An 18,349-nucleotide genomic window follows, 5' to 3' on the forward strand; every position below is an offset into this window, starting at 1 on the left:
CTCGAAAGGCTCCCCGGTTACTTGCGCGTTTATCCCAGTGACGACAAAACCCCACAGCCCAAGGCTGCGGGGTTGGGATGCTTGCTCAGCTAGACCTTTTCGACCTGGCTGAACTCTAGCTCTACCGGAGTAGAGCGACCGAAAATGAGCACCGCCACTTGGATCCGGCTCTTTTCGTAGTTAACTTCTTCGACCGTGCCGGTAAAATCAGCAAACGGACCGTCATTGACACGTACCGACTCACCTGGCTCGAACAACGTCTTCGGCTTCGGCTTGTCACTACCATCAGCGACACGACGCAGAATCGCTTCTGCCTCTTTATCTGTAATCGGTGCAGGCTTATCAGCAGTACCGCCGATGAAGCCCATCACCCGAGGAGTATCCTTGACCAAGTGCCAAGTACCCTCGTTCATGTCCATCTGGACCAGCACATAACCTGGGAAGAACTTGCGCTCGCTTTTGCGTTTCTGGCCATTACGCATTTCAACCACTTCTTCAGTGGGAACCAGAATTTCGCCGAAGCCATCTTCCATGCCAGCCAGCTTTACGCGCTCTACCAACGAGCGCATGACATGCTTCTCGTAACCGGAGTAAGCATGCACAACGTACCAACGCTTAGCCACGGGACACCCTTAGCCGACAATCAAGGAAACAAGCCAGCCGAGCAGGGAATCAAGCCCCCACAACAGCAACGCCATAACCAGAACAACAGCCACAACGATCAACGTGGTCTGCGTGGTTTCTTGGCGAGTTGGCCATACGACTTTACGAATCTCGGTGCGAGCTTCCTTAACCAGCACAAAGAAAGACTTGCCCTTCACAGTCTGCAGGCCTACAAAGGCAGCTACAGCAGCGATGGCAAGCAATGCAAGTACGCGATACAGGATCGGCGAAGCAGAGTAATACTGATTGCCAACAACGCCAACAACCACCAAAGCAACTACTACTAGCCACTTGAGCAGATCGAAGCGAGAGCCTTGAGCTTCAGCTTTAGGAGTCATCTATGAAGATCCTGTGAAAAGAAAGCCAGACACACCAAGTGAATCTGGCAGGTCAGGAGGGAATCGAACCCCCAACCTACGGTTTTGGAGACCGTCGCTCTGCCAATTGAGCTACTGACCTAAAACAAAATCAGGCCGACCATTATGCCGGCCTGAAAAAGACATTACAACAACTTACTCGATGACTTTAGCTACGACACCAGCGCCGACGGTACGACCGCCCTCACGGATAGCGAAACGAAGACCATCTTCCATCGCAATGGTTTTGATCAAGGTAACGGTCATCTGAACGTTATCACCCGGCATAACCATTTCAACGCCCTCTGGCAATTCGCAGTTACCGGTCACATCCGTAGTACGGAAGTAGAACTGTGGACGGTAGCCTTTGAAGAATGGCGTATGACGACCACCCTCCTCCTTGCTCAAAACGTATACTTCAGCAGTAAACTTGGTGTGCGGCTTGACGGTGCCCGGCTTGACCAAAACCTGGCCACGCTCAACATCATCACGCTTGGTACCGCGCAGCAGCACCCCACAATTCTCGCCAGCACGACCTTCGTCGAGCAGCTTTCGGAACATTTCAACACCAGTACAAGTTGTTTTGACAGTGTCACGAAGACCAACAATCTCAACCTCTTCCTGAATGCGGACGATGCCACGCTCAACACGACCAGTCACGACAGTACCGCGACCCGAGATCGAGAACACATCCTCGATCGGCATCAGGAACGGTTTGTCGATCGCACGCTCAGGCTGCGGAATGTAGCTATCCAGAGTCTCAACCAACTTCTTAACGGCAGTTGTACCCATCTCGTTGTCGTCTTGACCGTTCAACGCCATCAGCGCAGAACCAATGATGATCGGAGTGTCATCACCCGGGAAATCGTAAGTACTCAGCAGATCGCGCACTTCCATCTCAACCAACTCGAGCAGCTCAGCATCATCAACCATGTCAGCCTTGTTCAGGAAGACAACGATGTACGGAACCCCAACCTGGCGAGAGAGCAGGATGTGCTCGCGGGTTTGCGGCATCGGACCGTCTGCGGCCGAGCAAACCAGGATCGCACCATCCATCTGAGCAGCACCGGTAATCATGTTCTTTACGTAGTCAGCGTGACCCGGACAGTCAACATGCGCGTAGTGACGCACAGCCGAATCGTACTCAACGTGAGCAGTATTAATGGTGATACCACGCGCTTTCTCTTCTGGGGCGCTATCGATCTTGTCGAAATCCACCTTTGCCGAACCGAAAACCTCGGAGCAGACACGGGTTAGCGCAGCGGTCAAAGTAGTTTTACCGTGGTCTACGTGACCAATGGTGCCTACATTGACGTGCGGCTTATTACGCTCGAACTTTTCCTTAGCCATCGAAGCAACCCCCAGCAGAAGAATTAAGCAGTGATACAACCCATTAAAACAAAGGCAGATATTTTCATATCTGCCTTGTTATATGGAGCTCTTGAGCGGATTTGAACCGCTGACCTCACCCTTACCAAGGGTGTGCTCTACCAACTGAGCTACAAGAGCGTAACGCCTTGCAGGACCTGCAAACTTGGAGCGGGTAGCGGGAATCGAACCCGCATCATCAGCTTGGAAGGCTGAGGTTCTACCACTAAACTATACCCGCGGAGCTTGCAGCTCTCGCTAAAAATGGTGGAGGGGGAAGGATTCGAACCTTCGAAGTCGTAGACGTCAGATTTACAGTCTGATCCCTTTGGCCGCTCGGGAACCCCTCCTAAGCGAGCCGGCATTCTATATCATGCCGACCTTCTGTCAAGCATTTTCTCATTAAAAACCTGAGGTTAGCTGCATTGACACCGCTTCGTACTGCTGACCGTTAAAGGTCTTCACTGCGAAGCGGGCGCCATTCTATGCAAACTATTCCGCAGGCGCAACCCCCTCGCACGGCATTATTTTATGTTTTAACTCATTGAATTCTTTGGAAAGGTTTAGCAGCTGAAGATCATCCACTAAACGCCGGCTTTCAGGTGCTACACGGAGCCAGTAGCCAGACGGATCAGAGGAGTCTTTTGGCAACGATTGAACTTTGATATCCATCCCACCCAGCCGGCGCTCAGCTGCCAGGGCGACCTCCTGACGAGTGAAACCACCCAAGTAAAGGCAGCCACTGTCCGTCGACGCCGACTTTCCTTTCTCACGCCCCGTATCAGTTGCCTCGCTTAGCAAACGGATATCCTGCTGCGATCCTCGATACAAACTCAAAGGCGTTACATCTTTCGCACGCAGCGGGGCCTCTTGTTGATGCCAGATGTAATAGAAGACATTGAGAACCAGCAACAGCAGGAACAACCAACGCATAAGAACCTCAAGACAAAGGGCATGCCATCGCCAGACCTACAAACACCAGGTCTGGAACCAGTCTGGCATCCGGTACGATTTCGGAGACGAGCGCCGCATCGCCTCCCGTGAGGAATACCGCAAAATCCTCCCCCCAATAACTACGCGCCATTTCCAGCTGAGTCAGGACGAAGCCTCTCAACATAAGCAAACATCCTCGCTCAACCGCTTCGACCGTTGTGCGGCCTGGTACGAGGCTTTCAAGTGCGCGCTCGGCAGCGATATCGCCATAGCGAATCTTGCGGGTATGGGTTCGTAACTGGTTGCGCATCAGAGGCATTCCAGGGCAAATAAACCCGCCAAGATGATCTCCATCCCCCGCAATGAAATCAGCAGTCACCGCGGTACCGAAATCGAGTACCAGGCATGCTCCTGCGGCCAGGTTAAATCCACCGAGCATCGCTAACCAGCGATCAAGCCCCAACCGCTCAAACTCCTCGTACCCATTCCGAACGCCTGCCATTTCACGCGCCGGCGCAGCGCAAATTACGGATACAGAGAACGCTTTTGTCAGCAGAGAGGTCAACGCAGCAGTCTCTTCGGCCGTTCTGACACTGACCAACCGGCACTGCTTGAGGGCCAGCCCTTCGAGTCCACTCAGGCTTTCCAGCAATGCGAAATCCGAATCCACGACGCCTTCACCAAACACCTGCTTGGCATCCGCATGGAGAGCCCGCCACTTTATAAAACTGTTTCCGCAGTCGAGCTCAAGAATCATCACGCAACCTCAGGCTGAGCTCACCACCACTAAAGACCTTTTCCACACCATTTACCTTCAAGCGCAAGGCACCCTGACTGTCGATACCCAACACCTCACCATCAATCTGGTTGACGCCAGCAATCAACGAGACTGCCCGCCCTTGCCAAAGATGGTTCTGCTCCCATTCCCGCTGAATAGCGGAAAACCCATCAACCTGATGACGGGCCAGATATTTCTGAAGCATTAACCCTAATTGCGCGACAAGGTGATTGCGGTCAAACACCCTGCCCGACTCCAACCGCACGGATGTCCATTGCTGATCAATCTCATCGGTTGCCTGCATATTCACATTAATTCCAACACCCAGCACCACGTGACACACATCAGCAGGATCACCCACCAGCTCGAGCAATATCCCGGCGATCTTTTTCTGGCCAACCAGAACATCATTGGGCCACTTCAAGCCCGCGCCCGGGATACCGAGATCTCTCAACGCCTGCATGACAGCAAGCCCAACCACAAGACTCAACCCTTCGAGCTGACGCATTCCACCTTCGATGCGCAATACGAGGCTGTAATAGATGTTTTCTGCGAAAGGACTGGCCCAATTTCGCCCACGTCGGCCGCGACCCGCAGTCTGCCGCTCGGAGAGCACCAAGAATGGCGCAGCCTGCCCACGCTCTATTACGCGCAAGGCTTCAGCGTTAGTGGAGTCAATTGAGTCGAAGAGCAGAATAGGCCAGTCGCACGAGGGCGCCTGTTCTTTTATGCCGGCAGGATCAAGCAGCGTCAATGGCGCAGCCAATTGATAGCCACGTCCGCGCACCTTATGGATGGACAAGCCAAGCTCAGCCTCTAAATGCTGTAGCTGCTTCCATACCGCACTACGACTGACGCCCAAGGCGACGCCCAGGGCCTGACCCGAATGGAACTTGCCATCCTTAAGAAGCTTTAACAACGTCAGCATGCAAGTCTCGCCTCACAATGAGGCCCGCATGATAGCCATGCCCCGAGCCGTTGCATAGAAACCCCGAGGACCAGATTTTCCTGCGGACAAAACAAAACCCCTACCTGCATACGCAGATAGGGGTTTCGGAATTTAATCTTGACGATGACCTACTCTCACATGGGGAAACCCCACACTACCATCGGCGATGCATCGTTTCACTGCTGAGTTCGGGATGGGATCAGGTGGTTCCAATGCTCTATGGTCGTCAAGAAATTCGGTAGCCAGGTCGTTCTCCTTACGGATTACGCTCCAGCGAATGGGTATGTGATAGATCTCGGTGTTTTGTGAGTCTTTCGAACTTTCGGTTCGTTTCGTCTTCACACACCGCAATCTGGTGCTCTTTTGCTTTTCAGCTCAAAGCTTGCAAATTGCTTGGGTGTTATATGGTCAAGCCTCACGGGCAATTAGTATTGGTTAGCTCAACGCCTCACAGCGCTTACACACCCAACCTATCAACGTCGTAGTCTTCGACGGCCCTTCAGGGGACTCAAGGTCCCAGTGAGATCTCATCTTGAGGCTAGTTTCCCGCTTAGATGCTTTCAGCGGTTATCTATTCCGAACATAGCTACCCGGCAATGCCACTGGCGTGACAACCGGAACACCAGAGGTTCGTCCACTCCGGTCCTCTCGTACTAGGAGCAGCCCCTCTCAAATCTCAAACGTCCACGGCAGATAGGGACCGAACTGTCTCACGACGTTCTAAACCCAGCTCGCGTACCACTTTAAATGGCGAACAGCCATACCCTTGGGACCGGCTTCAGCCCCAGGATGTGATGAGCCGACATCGAGGTGCCAAACACCGCCGTCGATATGAACTCTTGGGCGGTATCAGCCTGTTATCCCCGGAGTACCTTTTATCCGTTGAGCGATGGCCCTTCCATACAGAACCACCGGATCACTAAGACCTACTTTCGTACCTGCTCGACGTGTCTGTCTCGCAGTCAAGCGCGCTTTTGCCTTTATACTCTACGACCGATTTCCGACCGGTCTGAGCGCACCTTCGTACTCCTCCGTTACTCTTTAGGAGGAGACCGCCCCAGTCAAACTACCCACCATACACTGTCCTCGATCCGGATAACGGACCTGAGTTAGAACCTCAAAGTTGCCAGGGTGGTATTTCAAGGTTGGCTCCACGCGAACTGGCGTCCACGCTTCAAAGCCTCCCACCTATCCTACACAAGCAAATTCAAAGTCCAGTGCAAAGCTATAGTAAAGGTTCACGGGGTCTTTCCGTCTAGCCGCGGATACACTGCATCTTCACAGCGATTTCAATTTCACTGAGTCTCGGGTGGAGACAGCGCCGCCATCGTTACGCCATTCGTGCAGGTCGGAACTTACCCGACAAGGAATTTCGCTACCTTAGGACCGTTATAGTTACGGCCGCCGTTTACCGGGGCTTCGATCAAGAGCTTCGCGTTAGCTAACCCCATCAATTAACCTTCCGGCACCGGGCAGGCGTCACACCCTATACGTCCACTTTCGTGTTTGCAGAGTGCTGTGTTTTTAATAAACAGTCGCAGCGGCCTGGTATCTTCGACCGGCATGAGCTTACGGAGCAAGTCCTTCACCCTCACCGGCGCACCTTCTCCCGAAGTTACGGTGCCATTTTGCCTAGTTCCTTCACCCGAGTTCTCTCAAGCGCCTTGGTATTCTCTACCCAACCACCTGTGTCGGTTTGGGGTACGGTTCCTGGTTACCTGAAGCTTAGAAGCTTTTCTTGGAAGCATGGCATCAACCACTTCGTGTTCTAAAAGAACACTCGTCATCAGCTCTCGGCCTTAGAATCCCGGATTTACCTAAGATTCCAGCCTACCACCTTAAACTTGGACAACCAACGCCAAGCTGGCCTAGCCTTCTCCGTCCCTCCATCGCAATAACCAGAAGTACAGGAATATTAACCTGTTTTCCATCGACTACGCTTTTCAGCCTCGCCTTAGGGACCGACTAACCCTGCGTCGATTAACGTTGCGCAGGAAACCTTGGTCTTTCGGCGTGGGTGTTTTTCACACCCATTGTCGTTACTCATGTCAGCATTCGCACTTCTGATACCTCCAGCAAGCTTCTCAACTCACCTTCACAGGCTTACAGAACGCTCCTCTACCGCATCACCTAAGTGATACCCGTAGCTTCGGTGTATGGTTTGAGCCCCGTTACATCTTCCGCGCAGGCCGACTCGACTAGTGAGCTATTACGCTTTCTTTAAAGGGTGGCTGCTTCTAAGCCAACCTCCTAGCTGTCTAAGCCTTCCCACATCGTTTCCCACTTAACCATAACTTTGGGACCTTAGCTGACGGTCTGGGTTGTTTCCCTTTTCACGACGGACGTTAGCACCCGCCGTGTGTCTCCCATGCTCGGCACTTGTAGGTATTCGGAGTTTGCATCGGTTTGGTAAGTCGGGATGACCCCCTAGCCGAAACAGTGCTCTACCCCCTACAGTGATACATGAGGCGCTACCTAAATAGCTTTCGAGGAGAACCAGCTATCTCCGAGCTTGATTAGCCTTTCACTCCGATCCACAGGTCATCCGCTAACTTTTCAACGGTAGTCGGTTCGGTCCTCCAGTTAGTGTTACCCAACCTTCAACCTGCCCATGGATAGATCGCCCGGTTTCGGGTCTATTCCCAGCGACTAGACGCCCTATTAAGACTCGCTTTCGCTACGCCTCCCCTATTCGGTTAAGCTCGCCACTGAAAATAAGTCGCTGACCCATTATACAAAAGGTACGCAGTCACCCAACAAAGTGGGCTCCCACTGCTTGTACGCATACGGTTTCAGGATCTATTTCACTCCCCTCTCCGGGGTTCTTTTCGCCTTTCCCTCACGGTACTAGTTCACTATCGGTCAGTCAGTAGTATTTAGCCTTGGAGGATGGTCCCCCCATATTCAGACAAAGTTTCTCGTGCTCCGTCCTACTCGATTTCATGACTAAGAGATTTTCGCGTACAGGGCTATCACCCACTATGGCCGCACTTTCCAGAGCGTTCCGCTAATCTCAAAGCCACTTAAGGGCTAGTCCCCGTTCGCTCGCCACTACTAAGGGAATCTCGGTTGATTTCTTTTCCTCAGGGTACTTAGATGTTTCAGTTCCCCTGGTTCGCCTCTTAAGCCTATGTATTCAGCTTAAGATAACCATCTTATGATGGCTGGGTTCCCCCATTCAGACATCTCCGGATCAAAGTCTGTTTGCCGACTCCCCGAAGCTTTTCGCAGGCTACCACGTCTTTCATCGCCTCTGACTGCCAAGGCATCCACCGTATGCGCTTCTTCACTTGACCATATAACCCCAAGCAATCTGGTTATACTGTGAAGACGACATTCGCCGAAAATTCGATAATACTCAGTTAAGAGTAACTCACAAATTTTACCTTAGCCTGATCCGTTACCAGTGAAAGTAACGTTCAGTCTATCTTTCTATCACATACCCAAATTTTTAAAGAACGATCTAGCCAAAGACTAGAAATCAACATTCACCATCATCACAATGGAATGCTCATTTCTAAGCTTTCAACAAACAGAAGCAGTAGTGGTGGAGCCAAACGGGATCGAACCGTTGACCTCCTGCGTGCAAGGCAGGCGCTCTCCCAGCTGAGCTATGGCCCCGTATTTCTACAGGTTCCCACACAAAATTGGTGGGTCTGGGCAGATTCGAACTGCCGACCTCACCCTTATCAGGGGTGCGCTCTAACCAACTGAGCTACAGACCCAATTTCGAGCTTTAAGGCCGACCTCACCCTGCTCTTTAACACTGAGCATGGGGTGCGCTCCAACCAACTAAGCTACAACCTGTTAGGGCTGCTTCTTATCGTCTTCTTCAATGAATCAAGCAATTCGTGTGGGAACTTATGGAGCAGCTGATGTCGTCGATTAAGGAGGTGATCCAGCCGCAGGTTCCCCTACGGCTACCTTGTTACGACTTCACCCCAGTCATGAATCACACCGTGGTAACCGTCCTCCCGAAGGTTAGACTAGCTACTTCTGGTGCAACCCACTCCCATGGTGTGACGGGCGGTGTGTACAAGGCCCGGGAACGTATTCACCGCGACATTCTGATTCGCGATTACTAGCGATTCCGACTTCACGCAGTCGAGTTGCAGACTGCGATCCGGACTACGATCGGTTTTCTGGGATTAGCTCCACCTCGCGGCTTGGCAACCCTCTGTACCGACCATTGTAGCACGTGTGTAGCCCAGGCCGTAAGGGCCATGATGACTTGACGTCATCCCCACCTTCCTCCGGTTTGTCACCGGCAGTCTCCTTAGAGTGCCCACCATTACGTGCTGGTAACTAAGGACAAGGGTTGCGCTCGTTACGGGACTTAACCCAACATCTCACGACACGAGCTGACGACAGCCATGCAGCACCTGTCTCAATGTTCCCGAAGGCACCAATCCATCTCTGGAAAGTTCATTGGATGTCAAGGCCTGGTAAGGTTCTTCGCGTTGCTTCGAATTAAACCACATGCTCCACCGCTTGTGCGGGCCCCCGTCAATTCATTTGAGTTTTAACCTTGCGGCCGTACTCCCCAGGCGGTCAACTTAATGCGTTAGCTGCGCCACTAAGAGCTCAAGGCTCCCAACGGCTAGTTGACATCGTTTACGGCGTGGACTACCAGGGTATCTAATCCTGTTTGCTCCCCACGCTTTCGCACCTCAGTGTCAGTATCAGTCCAGGTGGTCGCCTTCGCCACTGGTGTTCCTTCCTATATCTACGCATTTCACCGCTACACAGGAAATTCCACCACCCTCTACCATACTCTAGCTTGTCAGTTTTGAATGCAGTTCCCAGGTTGAGCCCGGGGATTTCACATCCAACTTAACAAACCACCTACGCGCGCTTTACGCCCAGTAATTCCGATTAACGCTTGCACCCTCTGTATTACCGCGGCTGCTGGCACAGAGTTAGCCGGTGCTTATTCTGTCGGTAACGTCAAAACACTTACGTATTAGGTAAATGCCCTTCCTCCCAACTTAAAGTGCTTTACAATCCGAAGACCTTCTTCACACACGCGGCATGGCTGGATCAGGCTTTCGCCCATTGTCCAATATTCCCCACTGCTGCCTCCCGTAGGAGTCTGGACCGTGTCTCAGTTCCAGTGTGACTGATCATCCTCTCAGACCAGTTACGGATCGTCGCCTTGGTGAGCCATTACCTCACCAACTAGCTAATCCGACCTAGGCTCATCTGATAGCGCAAGGCCCGAAGGTCCCCTGCTTTCTCCCGTAGGACGTATGCGGTATTAGCGTCCGTTTCCGAGCGTTATCCCCCACTACCAGGCAGATTCCTAGGCATTACTCACCCGTCCGCCGCTCGCCACCAGGTACAAGTACCCGTGCTGCCGCTCGACTTGCATGTGTTAGGCCTGCCGCCAGCGTTCAATCTGAGCCATGATCAAACTCTTCAGTTCAAACATCTTTGGGTTTTTAAGAAACCCTAAACTTGGCTCAGCAATCGTTGGTTACATCTTTGATTTCTCGCGGAGTAACTTGTGATGCTGATAATCTTGTTGACTATCAGTCTGACTCCACAAGCACCCACACGAATTGCTTGATTCAGTTGTTAAAGAGCGGTTGGTTAAGATCTTTCGTCTCAACCGAGGCGCGCATTCTACAGCAGCCTCTGTTGCTGTCAAGCGGTTATTTTCAGAAGCTTTCAAAGTTTCCTTTGCAACTTCAACCACTTGCGCTTCCGATCTCTCGTTAGCGGGAGGCGAATTCTACAGCGTTACTCGCTGCTGTCAACACCTCTTTTTCTCCGCTTTCGACCGAGAAGATCGAATCGTCAATCAAGCTAAACAACCCTGCCTGACCAACTCCTTCTGGGCTTCGATGACCTGAAGCAACTCGCTGTCCAAAACTGCGTAACTCTTTGTTTACCAAGGAGTTTTCCGTTTCGACTGCGCCGGAAGTGGGGCGAATTATAGACTTCCAGAATCTGCCGTCAACACATAATTTCAGCTTTATTCGGATTTGAGGGTAATACGCGCAAATGCCTTCTTTCCGGCTTGGCAAACATGGGTCGCGCCCAGTACGTATATAAAGGTGCGATCCACAACCTCACCATCTATACGCACACCACCGGAACCCAGCAGGTCTCGCGCGACAGCCGAGTTCTTGACCAGGCCCGCCTTATTAAGGACGGCAGCGATCGGCATATCGTCAGTAGCGGTCAACTCGATCTCTGGCAGATCGTCCGGCAGCTCGCCATCCTTCATACGATTGCCCGCCGCACGGTGAGCATTGGCCGCAGCCTCTTCACCATGGAAACGCGCGACGATCTCTTCGGCCAGCTTGATCTTGATATCACGCGGATTGGCACCCGCTTCGACATCAGCACGAAAGACATTGATCTCATCCATGGAACGGAAACTGAGCAATTCGAAGTAACGCCACATCAGCGCATCCGGAATAGAGACCAGCTTGCCGTACATGACACCCGGCGCCTCCTGTATACCGACGTAGTTGCCCAAGGACTTGGACATCTTCTTCACGCCATCCAGACCTTCGAGCAGCGGCATGGTCAGAATGCATTGAGCCTCTTGACCATAACTGCGCTGCAGCTCACGCCCCATCAGCAGGTTGAACTTCTGATCGGTACCACCCAATTCGACATCCGCGCGCAGCGCGACCGAGTCATACCCTTGAACCAGCGGATAGAGGAACTCGTGAATAGCGATTGGCTGGTTGGTCGTGTAACGCTTGTCGAAGTCATCGCGCTCAAGCATGCGAGCCACGGTGTACTGCGAAGTCAGACGAATGAAGTCCGCCGGCCCCATCTGATCCATCCAGGTGGAGTTGAACGCCACCTCGGTCTTGGCCGGATCGAGAATCTTGAAGACTTGAGTCTTGTAGGTCTCGGCATTCTCGAGAACCTGCTCGCGAGTGAGCGGAGGACGCGTCGCGCTCTTGCCGCTCGGATCACCGATCATCCCGGTGAAGTCGCCTATAAGGAAGATCACCTGATGCCCCAGCTCCTGGAACTGACGCAGCTTATTAATAAGCACCGTATGACCCAGGTGCAAATCCGGCGCGGTCGGATCGAAGCCTGCCTTAATACGAAGCGGCTGGCCACGCTTGAGCTTTTCGATCAGCTCGGACTCGACCAACAGTTCTTCCGCACCACGTTTAATCAGCGCTAGCTGCTCTTCAACCGACTTCATAACAGACCCGCAAGGCTCGAATTCAAAGGGGACCAACCATACAAGATCACGCGTCAAATACAAAGTTTGGCCGGTGCAATGACGCCAATCCGCCGGCAGAGTGACCACGGACTTGCTTCAGAGATGATTTGGTTATATTTTATACAGTTATTTCATCTTCATCATGTCATTCATCTTTTCCAATTCATCTTTTTCAAAGTCAAAAATTACCTATGACCAAAGAATCGCCTAAAGCGCCACCGCTTTACCCGAAGACCCACCTGCTTGCAGCAAGTGGAATCGCCGCTCTTCTGAGCCTGGCGCTTCTGGTATTCCCGTCCAGTGATGTAGAAGCCAAAAAGACGACCCTGAGTCTTGAACTGGAAAGCCCTGCTGAACAACTGACACAAGATCAAGACGCAGCTGAAGCCGTCCAAGCCACAAATGAACCGGCAGCCTCGCCTTTCGCGCAGATCGAAAACAGCGCCGAAGAGCCACAGGAAACCGCTCAGGTCGAGCCTGTACCTGCCCCGGTCGTCGAAGAAAAGAAGGCCCCAAACCACAGGGAAGTGATCGTTTCCAAAGGAGACACGCTGTCCACGCTGTTTGAGAAAGTCGGCCTCCCCGCCACTTCGGTGCATGAAGTACTGGCCAGCGATAAGCAAGCCAAGCAATTCAGCCAGCTCAAACACGGCCAGAAACTCGAATTCGAACTGACTCCCGACGGCCAGTTGACCAACCTGCACAGCAAAGTCAGCGACCTCGAAAGCATCACCCTGACAAAGAATGACAAGGGTTATACGTTCAACCGCATTACAGCCAAGCCTACCGTGCGCTCCGCCTACGTTCATGGCGTGATCAACAGCTCGCTGTCGCAATCTGCCGCGCGTGCAGGCCTGTCCCATAGCCTGACCATGGACATGGCCAGCGTGTTTGGTTATGACGTCGACTTCGCTCAGGATATCCGCCAGGGTGACGAGTTCGATGTGATCTACGAGCAAAAAGTCGTCAACGGCAAGGCTGTCGGCAACGGCCCGATCCTGTCCGCACGCTTCACCAACCGCGGCAAGACCTACACCGCCGTGCGTTACACCAACAAGCAAGGCAACAGCAGTTACTACACCGCTGACGGCAACAGCATGCGCAAGGCTTTCATCCGTACGCCGGTAGACTTCGCCCGCATCAGTTCGAAATTCTCCATGGGCCGCAAACACCCGATCCTGAACAAGATCCGCGCCCACAAAGGTGTGGATTACGCAGCACCCCGCGGCACACCGATCAAAGCGGCCGGTGACGGTAAAGTGTTACTCGCCGGTCGCCGTGGCGGCTACGGTAATACCGTGATCATCCAGCATGGCAACACCTACCGCACGCTTTACGGCCATATGCAGGGCTTTGCCAAAGGCGTCAAGACCGGCGGTAGCGTCAAGCAAGGCCAGGTGATCGGTTATATCGGCACGACCGGCCTGTCCACAGGCCCGCACTTGCACTACGAGTTCCAGGTCAACGGCGTGCATGTCGACCCACTGGGCCAGAAAGTTGCGATGGCCGACCCTATCTCCAAAGCGGAACGCGCACGCTTTCTCACGCAGAGCCAGCCGCTGATGGCGCGCATGGACCAAGAGAAAGCCACCATGCTGGCTTCGAAGCGCTAAATCATGACGCTCTACATAGGTGTGATGTCCGGGACCAGCCTCGATGGCCTGGACATTGCGCTGATCGAGCTGACCCCGGGGATCAACCTGATCGCCACGCACTACACCCCCATGCCTGATTCCCTGCGCGCCGAGCTGCTTGGCTTGTGCGCCAGCGGCCCGGACGAGATTGCCCGCTCCGCCATCGCCCAGCAGAACTGGGTGAAACTGGCGGCTCAGGGCATTAACACCCTCCTCCACCAACACAACCTGAAACCCGAAGACATTCGCGCGATTGGCAGCCACGGCCAGACCATTCGTCATGAACCGGCGCGCGGCTTCACGGTTCAGATCGGCAACCCTGCCCTGCTCACTGAGCTGACCGGTATCACTGTGGTCAGCGACTTCCGCAGCCGTGATGTGGCCGCCGGCGGGCAAGGCGCGCCTTTGGTGCCCGCCTTTCACGAAGCGTTGTTTGATGAACGCGCCGGTCATCGTGCGGTGTTGAATGTTGGCGGATTCAGCAACCTCAGCCTGATCGAGCCCGGCAAACCTGTCGCCGGTTTCGATTGCGGCCCGGGCAACGTTCTGCTGGATGCCTGGATTCACCAGCAACGCGGCGACAATTTTGATCGTGACGGCCAATGGGCCGCCAGCGGCAAGGTTGAACCAGTTTTGCTGAATGAGTTGCTGAGCGATCCATTCTTCCTGACCAAAGGCCCGAAAAGCACCGGACGCGAAGTGTTCAACCTGCCATGGCTGACACAGCACCTCTCGAAACTCCCGTCCTTCGCCGCTGAAGACGTGCAAGCCACTCTGCTTGAACTCACAGCGCTGACCATCGTCGAGTCACTGCAGCATGCACAATCGGATACTCAGGAACTGCTGGTCTGCGGTGGTGGCGCGCACAACGCCACACTGATGAACCGTCTGGCCAGCCTGCTGCCGAACGCGACAGTCAGCAGCACTGCCGATTACGGCGTGGACCCGGACTGGGTCGAAGCCATGGCCTTCGCCTGGCTGGCCCATTGCTGCCTGGAAGGCATCGCCGCCAACCGCCCGAGCGTCACCGGCGCCCGCGGCCTGCGCGTACTCGGCGCCATCTACCCGGCATAAACGCCGCACAGCAAAACGCCGCAAAGCCCTGAAGCCATGCGGCGTTTGATATTGCGGTGAAGCGCGATCAGATCGAGAACGAAGAGCCACAACCACACGTGGTGCTGGCGTTCGGATTCTTGATCACGAAACGCGAACCTTCCAGACCTTCCTGATAATCCACCTCGGCACCGGCCAGGTACTGGAAGCTCATCGGGTCTACGACCAGACTCACACCTTCGCGCTCGACGATGGTGTCGTCATCGGCCACTTCTTCATCGAAGGTGAAGCCGTACTGAAAACCTGAACAACCGCCGCCCGTAACGAATACGCGCAGCTTCAAGCGATCATTCCCCTCTTCATCGACCAGGCTCTTCACCTTGTGCGCGGCACCGTGGGTGAATTGCAAAGCGGTGGGGGTGAAGGATTCGACGCTCATGCTGACTATCTCCCGGCGTTACGCCGCCATAATGCGTGATGACGCGCATTATCCGCTTCTCCTAGAAAATTGGTCAACTATTGTTACGGTATATCAATAAACCCGATTGCCGGCTAAAAATGCAAAAAGGCCCGTTCAGTCGGGCCTTTTTGCTGCTAGGAATAAAGCCTTACGGCAGCATGCCGGCGTGGGACAGGCCCAGACGCTCATCCAGGCCAAACAGGATGTTCAGGTTCTGCACCGCCTGACCCGACGCACCTTTGACCAGGTTATCGATCACCGACAGCACCACCACCAGATCACCGTCCTGCGGACGATGCACGGCAATACGGCAAACGTTGGCGCCACGCACGCTGCGGGTTTCCGGATGGCTGCCGGCCGGCATTACGTCGACGAACGGTTCGTTGGCATAACGCTTTTCAAACAGCGCCTGCAGATCCACCGAGCGATCCACCACGGTCGCATACAGCGTCGAATGAATGCCGCGAATCATCGGCGTCAGGTGCGGAACGAAAGTCAGACCGACGTCCTTGCCCGCTGCACGACGCAGGCCCTGGCGAATTTCCGGCAAATGACGGTGACCTTTGACGGAATAGGCTTTCATGCTTTCCGACGTTTCGGCGTACAGCGAACCGACCGAAGCGCCACGACCGGCACCGCTGACACCGGATTTGCAATCAGCGATCAAACGCGTGGTATCGGCCAGACCGGCTTCGAGCAAAGGCAGGAAACCCAATTGCGTCGCTGTTGGGTAGCAACCCGGCACCGCGATCAAGCGAGCATCCTTGATCTGCTCGCGATTGACTTCCGGCAACCCGTAGACCGCCTCTTCCAGCAGTTCCGGTGCACCGTGCGGCTGGCCGTACCACTTGGCCCACTCGGCAGAGTCTTGCAGACGGAAGTCCGCCGACAGGTCGATGACCTTGGTCCCGGCTCCCAGCAGTTCGCCGGCCAGCGCATGGGCAACACCATGAGGCGTGGCGAAGAACACCACATCACAGGCGCCCAGCGTCTTGATGTCCGGAACGCTGAAAGCCAGGCCGTCGTAGTGGCCTCGCAGGTTCGGGTACATGTCAGCCACGGCCAGACCGGCCTCGGATCGGGAAGTGATCACAACCACTTCAGCTTGCGGATGCTGTGCCAACAGACGCAGCAGTTCGACACCGGTGTAACCCGTGCCGCCGACGATACCGACCTTGACCATAAACCTGCCCTCAACGAACCCACTGGAAAGCCGTCGATAATAGGGGCCGCGCGGGCCTGCGACAACCGCTTAGGTGACGTGCGGCGGCTCATGTGTCCCGTCTCGGGCATAACGTTCAACTTTTGGCGAGTGGCTTTTGTGGCCAGACAAGGCGCCGCGACGAGTCATAGCTCGCTATGGCGAGGAGCGGCAACGCAGCCTGGCTGCAAAAGACGCCGTCAAAATTGAACAGTTATGTCCGAGACGGGACACTTTCTCTACTATTCGGGCTACCGTGAACCTGGGAATAACTAAAAATGCTTTATCTGTGGCTCAAAGCGCTTCACATCGTCAGCATGGTCTGCTGGTTTGCCGGCCTGTTCTACCTGCCGCGCCTGTTCGTTTATCACGCGCAAAGCGAGGACAGCGTCAGCAAGGAACGCTTCAGCCTCATGGAGCGCAAGCTGTACCGCGGCATCATGGGCCCGGCGATGATCGCTACCCTGATTTTCGGTATCGCGCTGATCTGGCTTAACCCGAGCATCTTCAGTCAAGGCGCGTGGATTCACGCCAAGCTGACCCTGGTGGTGATCCTGATCGGTTACCACCACATGTGCGGCGCACAGGTGAAGCGTTTTGCCCGTGGCGAAAACACCCGCAGCCATGTCTTTTATCGCTGGTTCAATGAAGTGCCGGTTCTGATATTGCTGGCTATCGTAATTCTGGTCGTCGTTCGGCCGTTCTAACTCCAATAGGCACAACTCACCGGGGTACTTCCAATGTCGCTGCCCGCTTTGCTCGAACAACGTTTGCGTCTGCCCGTGGTGGCAGCGCCGATGTTCCTGATTTCCAATCCGCAATTGGTGCTCGCCTGCTGCCGAAACGGCGTAGTCGGCAGCTTTCCGGCGCTGAACCAGCGCGAGAGCAGCGGCTTCAAGGCCTGGCTGGAAGAGATTGAAGCAGGGTTGGCGACACTGGAAAACCCGGCGCCTTACGCGGTCAACCTCATCGTTCACAACACTAACCCACGGCTGCAAGCGGACCTTGCGATCTGCATCGAGCACAAAGTACCGATCGTAATCACCAGCCTCGGCGCCGTGAAAGAAGTGGTAGATGCCGTCCACAGCTATGGCGGACTGGTGTTCCATGACGTGACGACCCGCCGCCATGCCGAGAAAGCTGCCGAGGCCGGTGTGGATGGCTTGATCGCCGTGGCAGCAGGTGCCGGTGGACACGCAGGGACCTGGAGCCCGTTCTCGCTGATTTCCGAGATTCGCCAGTTCTTCGACAAGACCCTGCTGCTGGCAGGCTGCCTCAACCACGGCCACGAGATCCTTGCTGCGCAATTGCTCGGCGCGGATCTGGCCTACTTCGGTACGCGATTTATCGGCACCACTGAAAGTCATGCGCCTGATGCCTACAAAGAGATGCTGCTGACGTCCAGAGCCGCGGACATCGTCCATACGCCGGCAGTGTCGGGCGTACCGGCGAGTTTCATGCGTCAAAGCCTGGAGGCTGCCGGTTTCGACATGGCAGCACTGCAAGGCAAGGGCGAGGTCGACTTCGGCTCCAAACTCAAGCCGATCAGCGATGAAGCCAAAGCCTGGAAAACCGTGTGGTCTGCGGGCCAGGGTGTCGGGGAAATCGATGATTTGCCGAGCGTCGATCAATTGGTCGCACGACTTGACGCGGAGTACCGCAAGGCTCTGGAACTGGCGGCCGAGCTGCCCAAACGCTGGCCGCGCTGAGATGAAAGTTTGGCCAGCCCACACCGGCTGGCCTTACACTTCACGCC

The 18,349-nt window shown here is 54.5% G+C and carries 13 protein-coding genes, 6 tRNA genes and 3 rRNA genes; 4 read left to right on the plus strand and 18 right to left on the minus strand.

Annotation, left to right across the window (positions count from 1 at the left end):
- Nucleotides 1-89: 89 nt before the first annotated feature.
- The 16 genes from nusG to tyrS form a co-directional block, all read right to left on the minus strand.
- Nucleotides 90-623 (minus strand): transcription termination/antitermination protein NusG, encoded by a 534-nt coding sequence (gene nusG, locus ACA051_RS26640; protein WP_007896622.1) that lies wholly within the window; start codon nucleotides 621-623, stop codon nucleotides 90-92.
- A gap of 9 nt (nucleotides 624-632) precedes the next feature.
- A complete protein-coding gene (secE, locus tag ACA051_RS26645) occupies nucleotides 633-1,001 on the minus strand; it encodes a preprotein translocase subunit SecE (protein ID WP_008145488.1) in 369 nt (122 codons plus the stop codon).
- Between the two features lie 45 nt (nucleotides 1,002-1,046).
- Nucleotides 1,047-1,122, minus strand: a tRNA-Trp gene (locus tag ACA051_RS26650).
- A gap of 53 nt (nucleotides 1,123-1,175) precedes the next feature.
- A complete protein-coding gene (gene tuf / locus ACA051_RS26655) occupies nucleotides 1,176-2,369 on the minus strand; it encodes an elongation factor Tu (RefSeq protein WP_007896619.1) in 1,194 nt (397 codons plus the stop codon).
- Between the two features lie 83 nt (nucleotides 2,370-2,452).
- Nucleotides 2,453-2,528, minus strand: a tRNA-Thr gene (locus ACA051_RS26660).
- Between the two features lie 26 nt (nucleotides 2,529-2,554).
- Nucleotides 2,555-2,628 (minus strand) — tRNA-Gly (locus ACA051_RS26665).
- A 24-nt stretch (nucleotides 2,629-2,652) separates the two neighbouring features.
- Nucleotides 2,653-2,737 (minus strand) — tRNA-Tyr (locus ACA051_RS26670).
- 142 nt (nucleotides 2,738-2,879) lie between these two features.
- Nucleotides 2,880-3,320: a hypothetical protein gene (locus tag ACA051_RS26675; protein WP_497305861.1), complete on the minus strand. Its 441-nt coding sequence runs from the start codon at nucleotides 3,318-3,320 to the stop codon at nucleotides 2,880-2,882.
- A gap of 7 nt (nucleotides 3,321-3,327) precedes the next feature.
- Nucleotides 3,328-4,077, minus strand: a complete 750-nt coding sequence (locus tag ACA051_RS26680; protein ID WP_497305863.1) for a pantothenate kinase — start codon at nucleotides 4,075-4,077, stop codon at nucleotides 3,328-3,330.
- Nucleotides 4,067-5,026, minus strand: a complete 960-nt coding sequence (gene birA / locus ACA051_RS26685) for a bifunctional biotin--[acetyl-CoA-carboxylase] ligase/biotin operon repressor BirA (protein WP_497305865.1) — start codon at nucleotides 5,024-5,026, stop codon at nucleotides 4,067-4,069. Before birA ends, ACA051_RS26680 begins: the two co-directional genes overlap by 11 nt.
- Before the next feature lie 136 nt (nucleotides 5,027-5,162).
- Nucleotides 5,163-5,278 (minus strand): 5S ribosomal RNA (gene rrf, locus ACA051_RS26690).
- Nucleotides 5,279-5,451: 173 nt separating this feature from the next.
- Nucleotides 5,452-8,343 (minus strand): 23S ribosomal RNA (locus ACA051_RS26695).
- Between the two features lie 249 nt (nucleotides 8,344-8,592).
- Nucleotides 8,593-8,668, minus strand: a tRNA-Ala gene (locus ACA051_RS26700).
- Between the two features lie 27 nt (nucleotides 8,669-8,695).
- A tRNA-Ile gene (locus ACA051_RS26705) sits at nucleotides 8,696-8,772 on the minus strand.
- 161 nt (nucleotides 8,773-8,933) lie between these two features.
- A 16S ribosomal RNA gene (locus ACA051_RS26710) occupies nucleotides 8,934-10,472 on the minus strand.
- The 16S, 23S and 5S rRNA genes sit together here with 2 tRNA genes alongside, the layout of an rRNA operon.
- A 552-nt stretch (nucleotides 10,473-11,024) precedes the next feature.
- The gene (gene tyrS / locus ACA051_RS26715; RefSeq protein WP_497372509.1) at nucleotides 11,025-12,224 is read right to left on the minus strand and encodes a tyrosine--tRNA ligase; all 1,200 of its coding nucleotides are present in this window, start codon (nucleotides 12,222-12,224) and stop codon (nucleotides 11,025-11,027) included.
- A 212-nt stretch (nucleotides 12,225-12,436) separates the two neighbouring features.
- Between tyrS and ACA051_RS26720 the strand changes: the two genes are divergently transcribed.
- Together ACA051_RS26720 and ACA051_RS26725 are read left to right on the plus strand one after the other, a co-directional pair.
- Entirely contained in the window at nucleotides 12,437-13,858 is a 1,422-nt protein-coding gene (locus tag ACA051_RS26720) for a peptidoglycan DD-metalloendopeptidase family protein (protein WP_497305869.1), read from the plus strand.
- Between the two features lie 3 nt (nucleotides 13,859-13,861).
- On the plus strand, nucleotides 13,862-14,953 hold the full coding sequence (locus ACA051_RS26725) for an anhydro-N-acetylmuramic acid kinase (RefSeq protein ID WP_497372511.1): 1,092 nt from the start codon (nucleotides 13,862-13,864) through the stop codon (nucleotides 14,951-14,953).
- A gap of 67 nt (nucleotides 14,954-15,020) precedes the next feature.
- Here the strand turns inward: ACA051_RS26725 and erpA are convergent, their stop codons facing one another.
- Both erpA and argC read right to left on the minus strand, forming a co-directional pair.
- Nucleotides 15,021-15,371 (minus strand): iron-sulfur cluster insertion protein ErpA, encoded by a 351-nt coding sequence (gene erpA / locus ACA051_RS26730; RefSeq protein ID WP_007947969.1) that lies wholly within the window; start codon nucleotides 15,369-15,371, stop codon nucleotides 15,021-15,023.
- A 169-nt stretch (nucleotides 15,372-15,540) separates the two neighbouring features.
- Nucleotides 15,541-16,575, minus strand: a complete 1,035-nt coding sequence (gene argC, locus ACA051_RS26735) for an N-acetyl-gamma-glutamyl-phosphate reductase (RefSeq protein WP_497372513.1) — start codon at nucleotides 16,573-16,575, stop codon at nucleotides 15,541-15,543.
- 296 nt (nucleotides 16,576-16,871) lie between these two features.
- On the opposite strand from argC, the gene hemJ reads away from it, so the two are divergent.
- Together hemJ and ACA051_RS26745 are read left to right on the plus strand one after the other, a co-directional pair.
- On the plus strand, nucleotides 16,872-17,300 hold the full coding sequence (gene hemJ / locus ACA051_RS26740; RefSeq protein WP_497305872.1) for a protoporphyrinogen oxidase HemJ: 429 nt from the start codon (nucleotides 16,872-16,874) through the stop codon (nucleotides 17,298-17,300).
- Nucleotides 17,301-17,333: 33 nt separating this feature from the next.
- On the plus strand, nucleotides 17,334-18,302 hold the full coding sequence (locus ACA051_RS26745) for an NAD(P)H-dependent flavin oxidoreductase (protein WP_497372515.1): 969 nt from the start codon (nucleotides 17,334-17,336) through the stop codon (nucleotides 18,300-18,302).
- Nucleotides 18,303-18,349: the final 47 nt, after the last annotated feature.

Source organism: Pseudomonas sp. LBUM1669, from assembly GCF_059695705.1.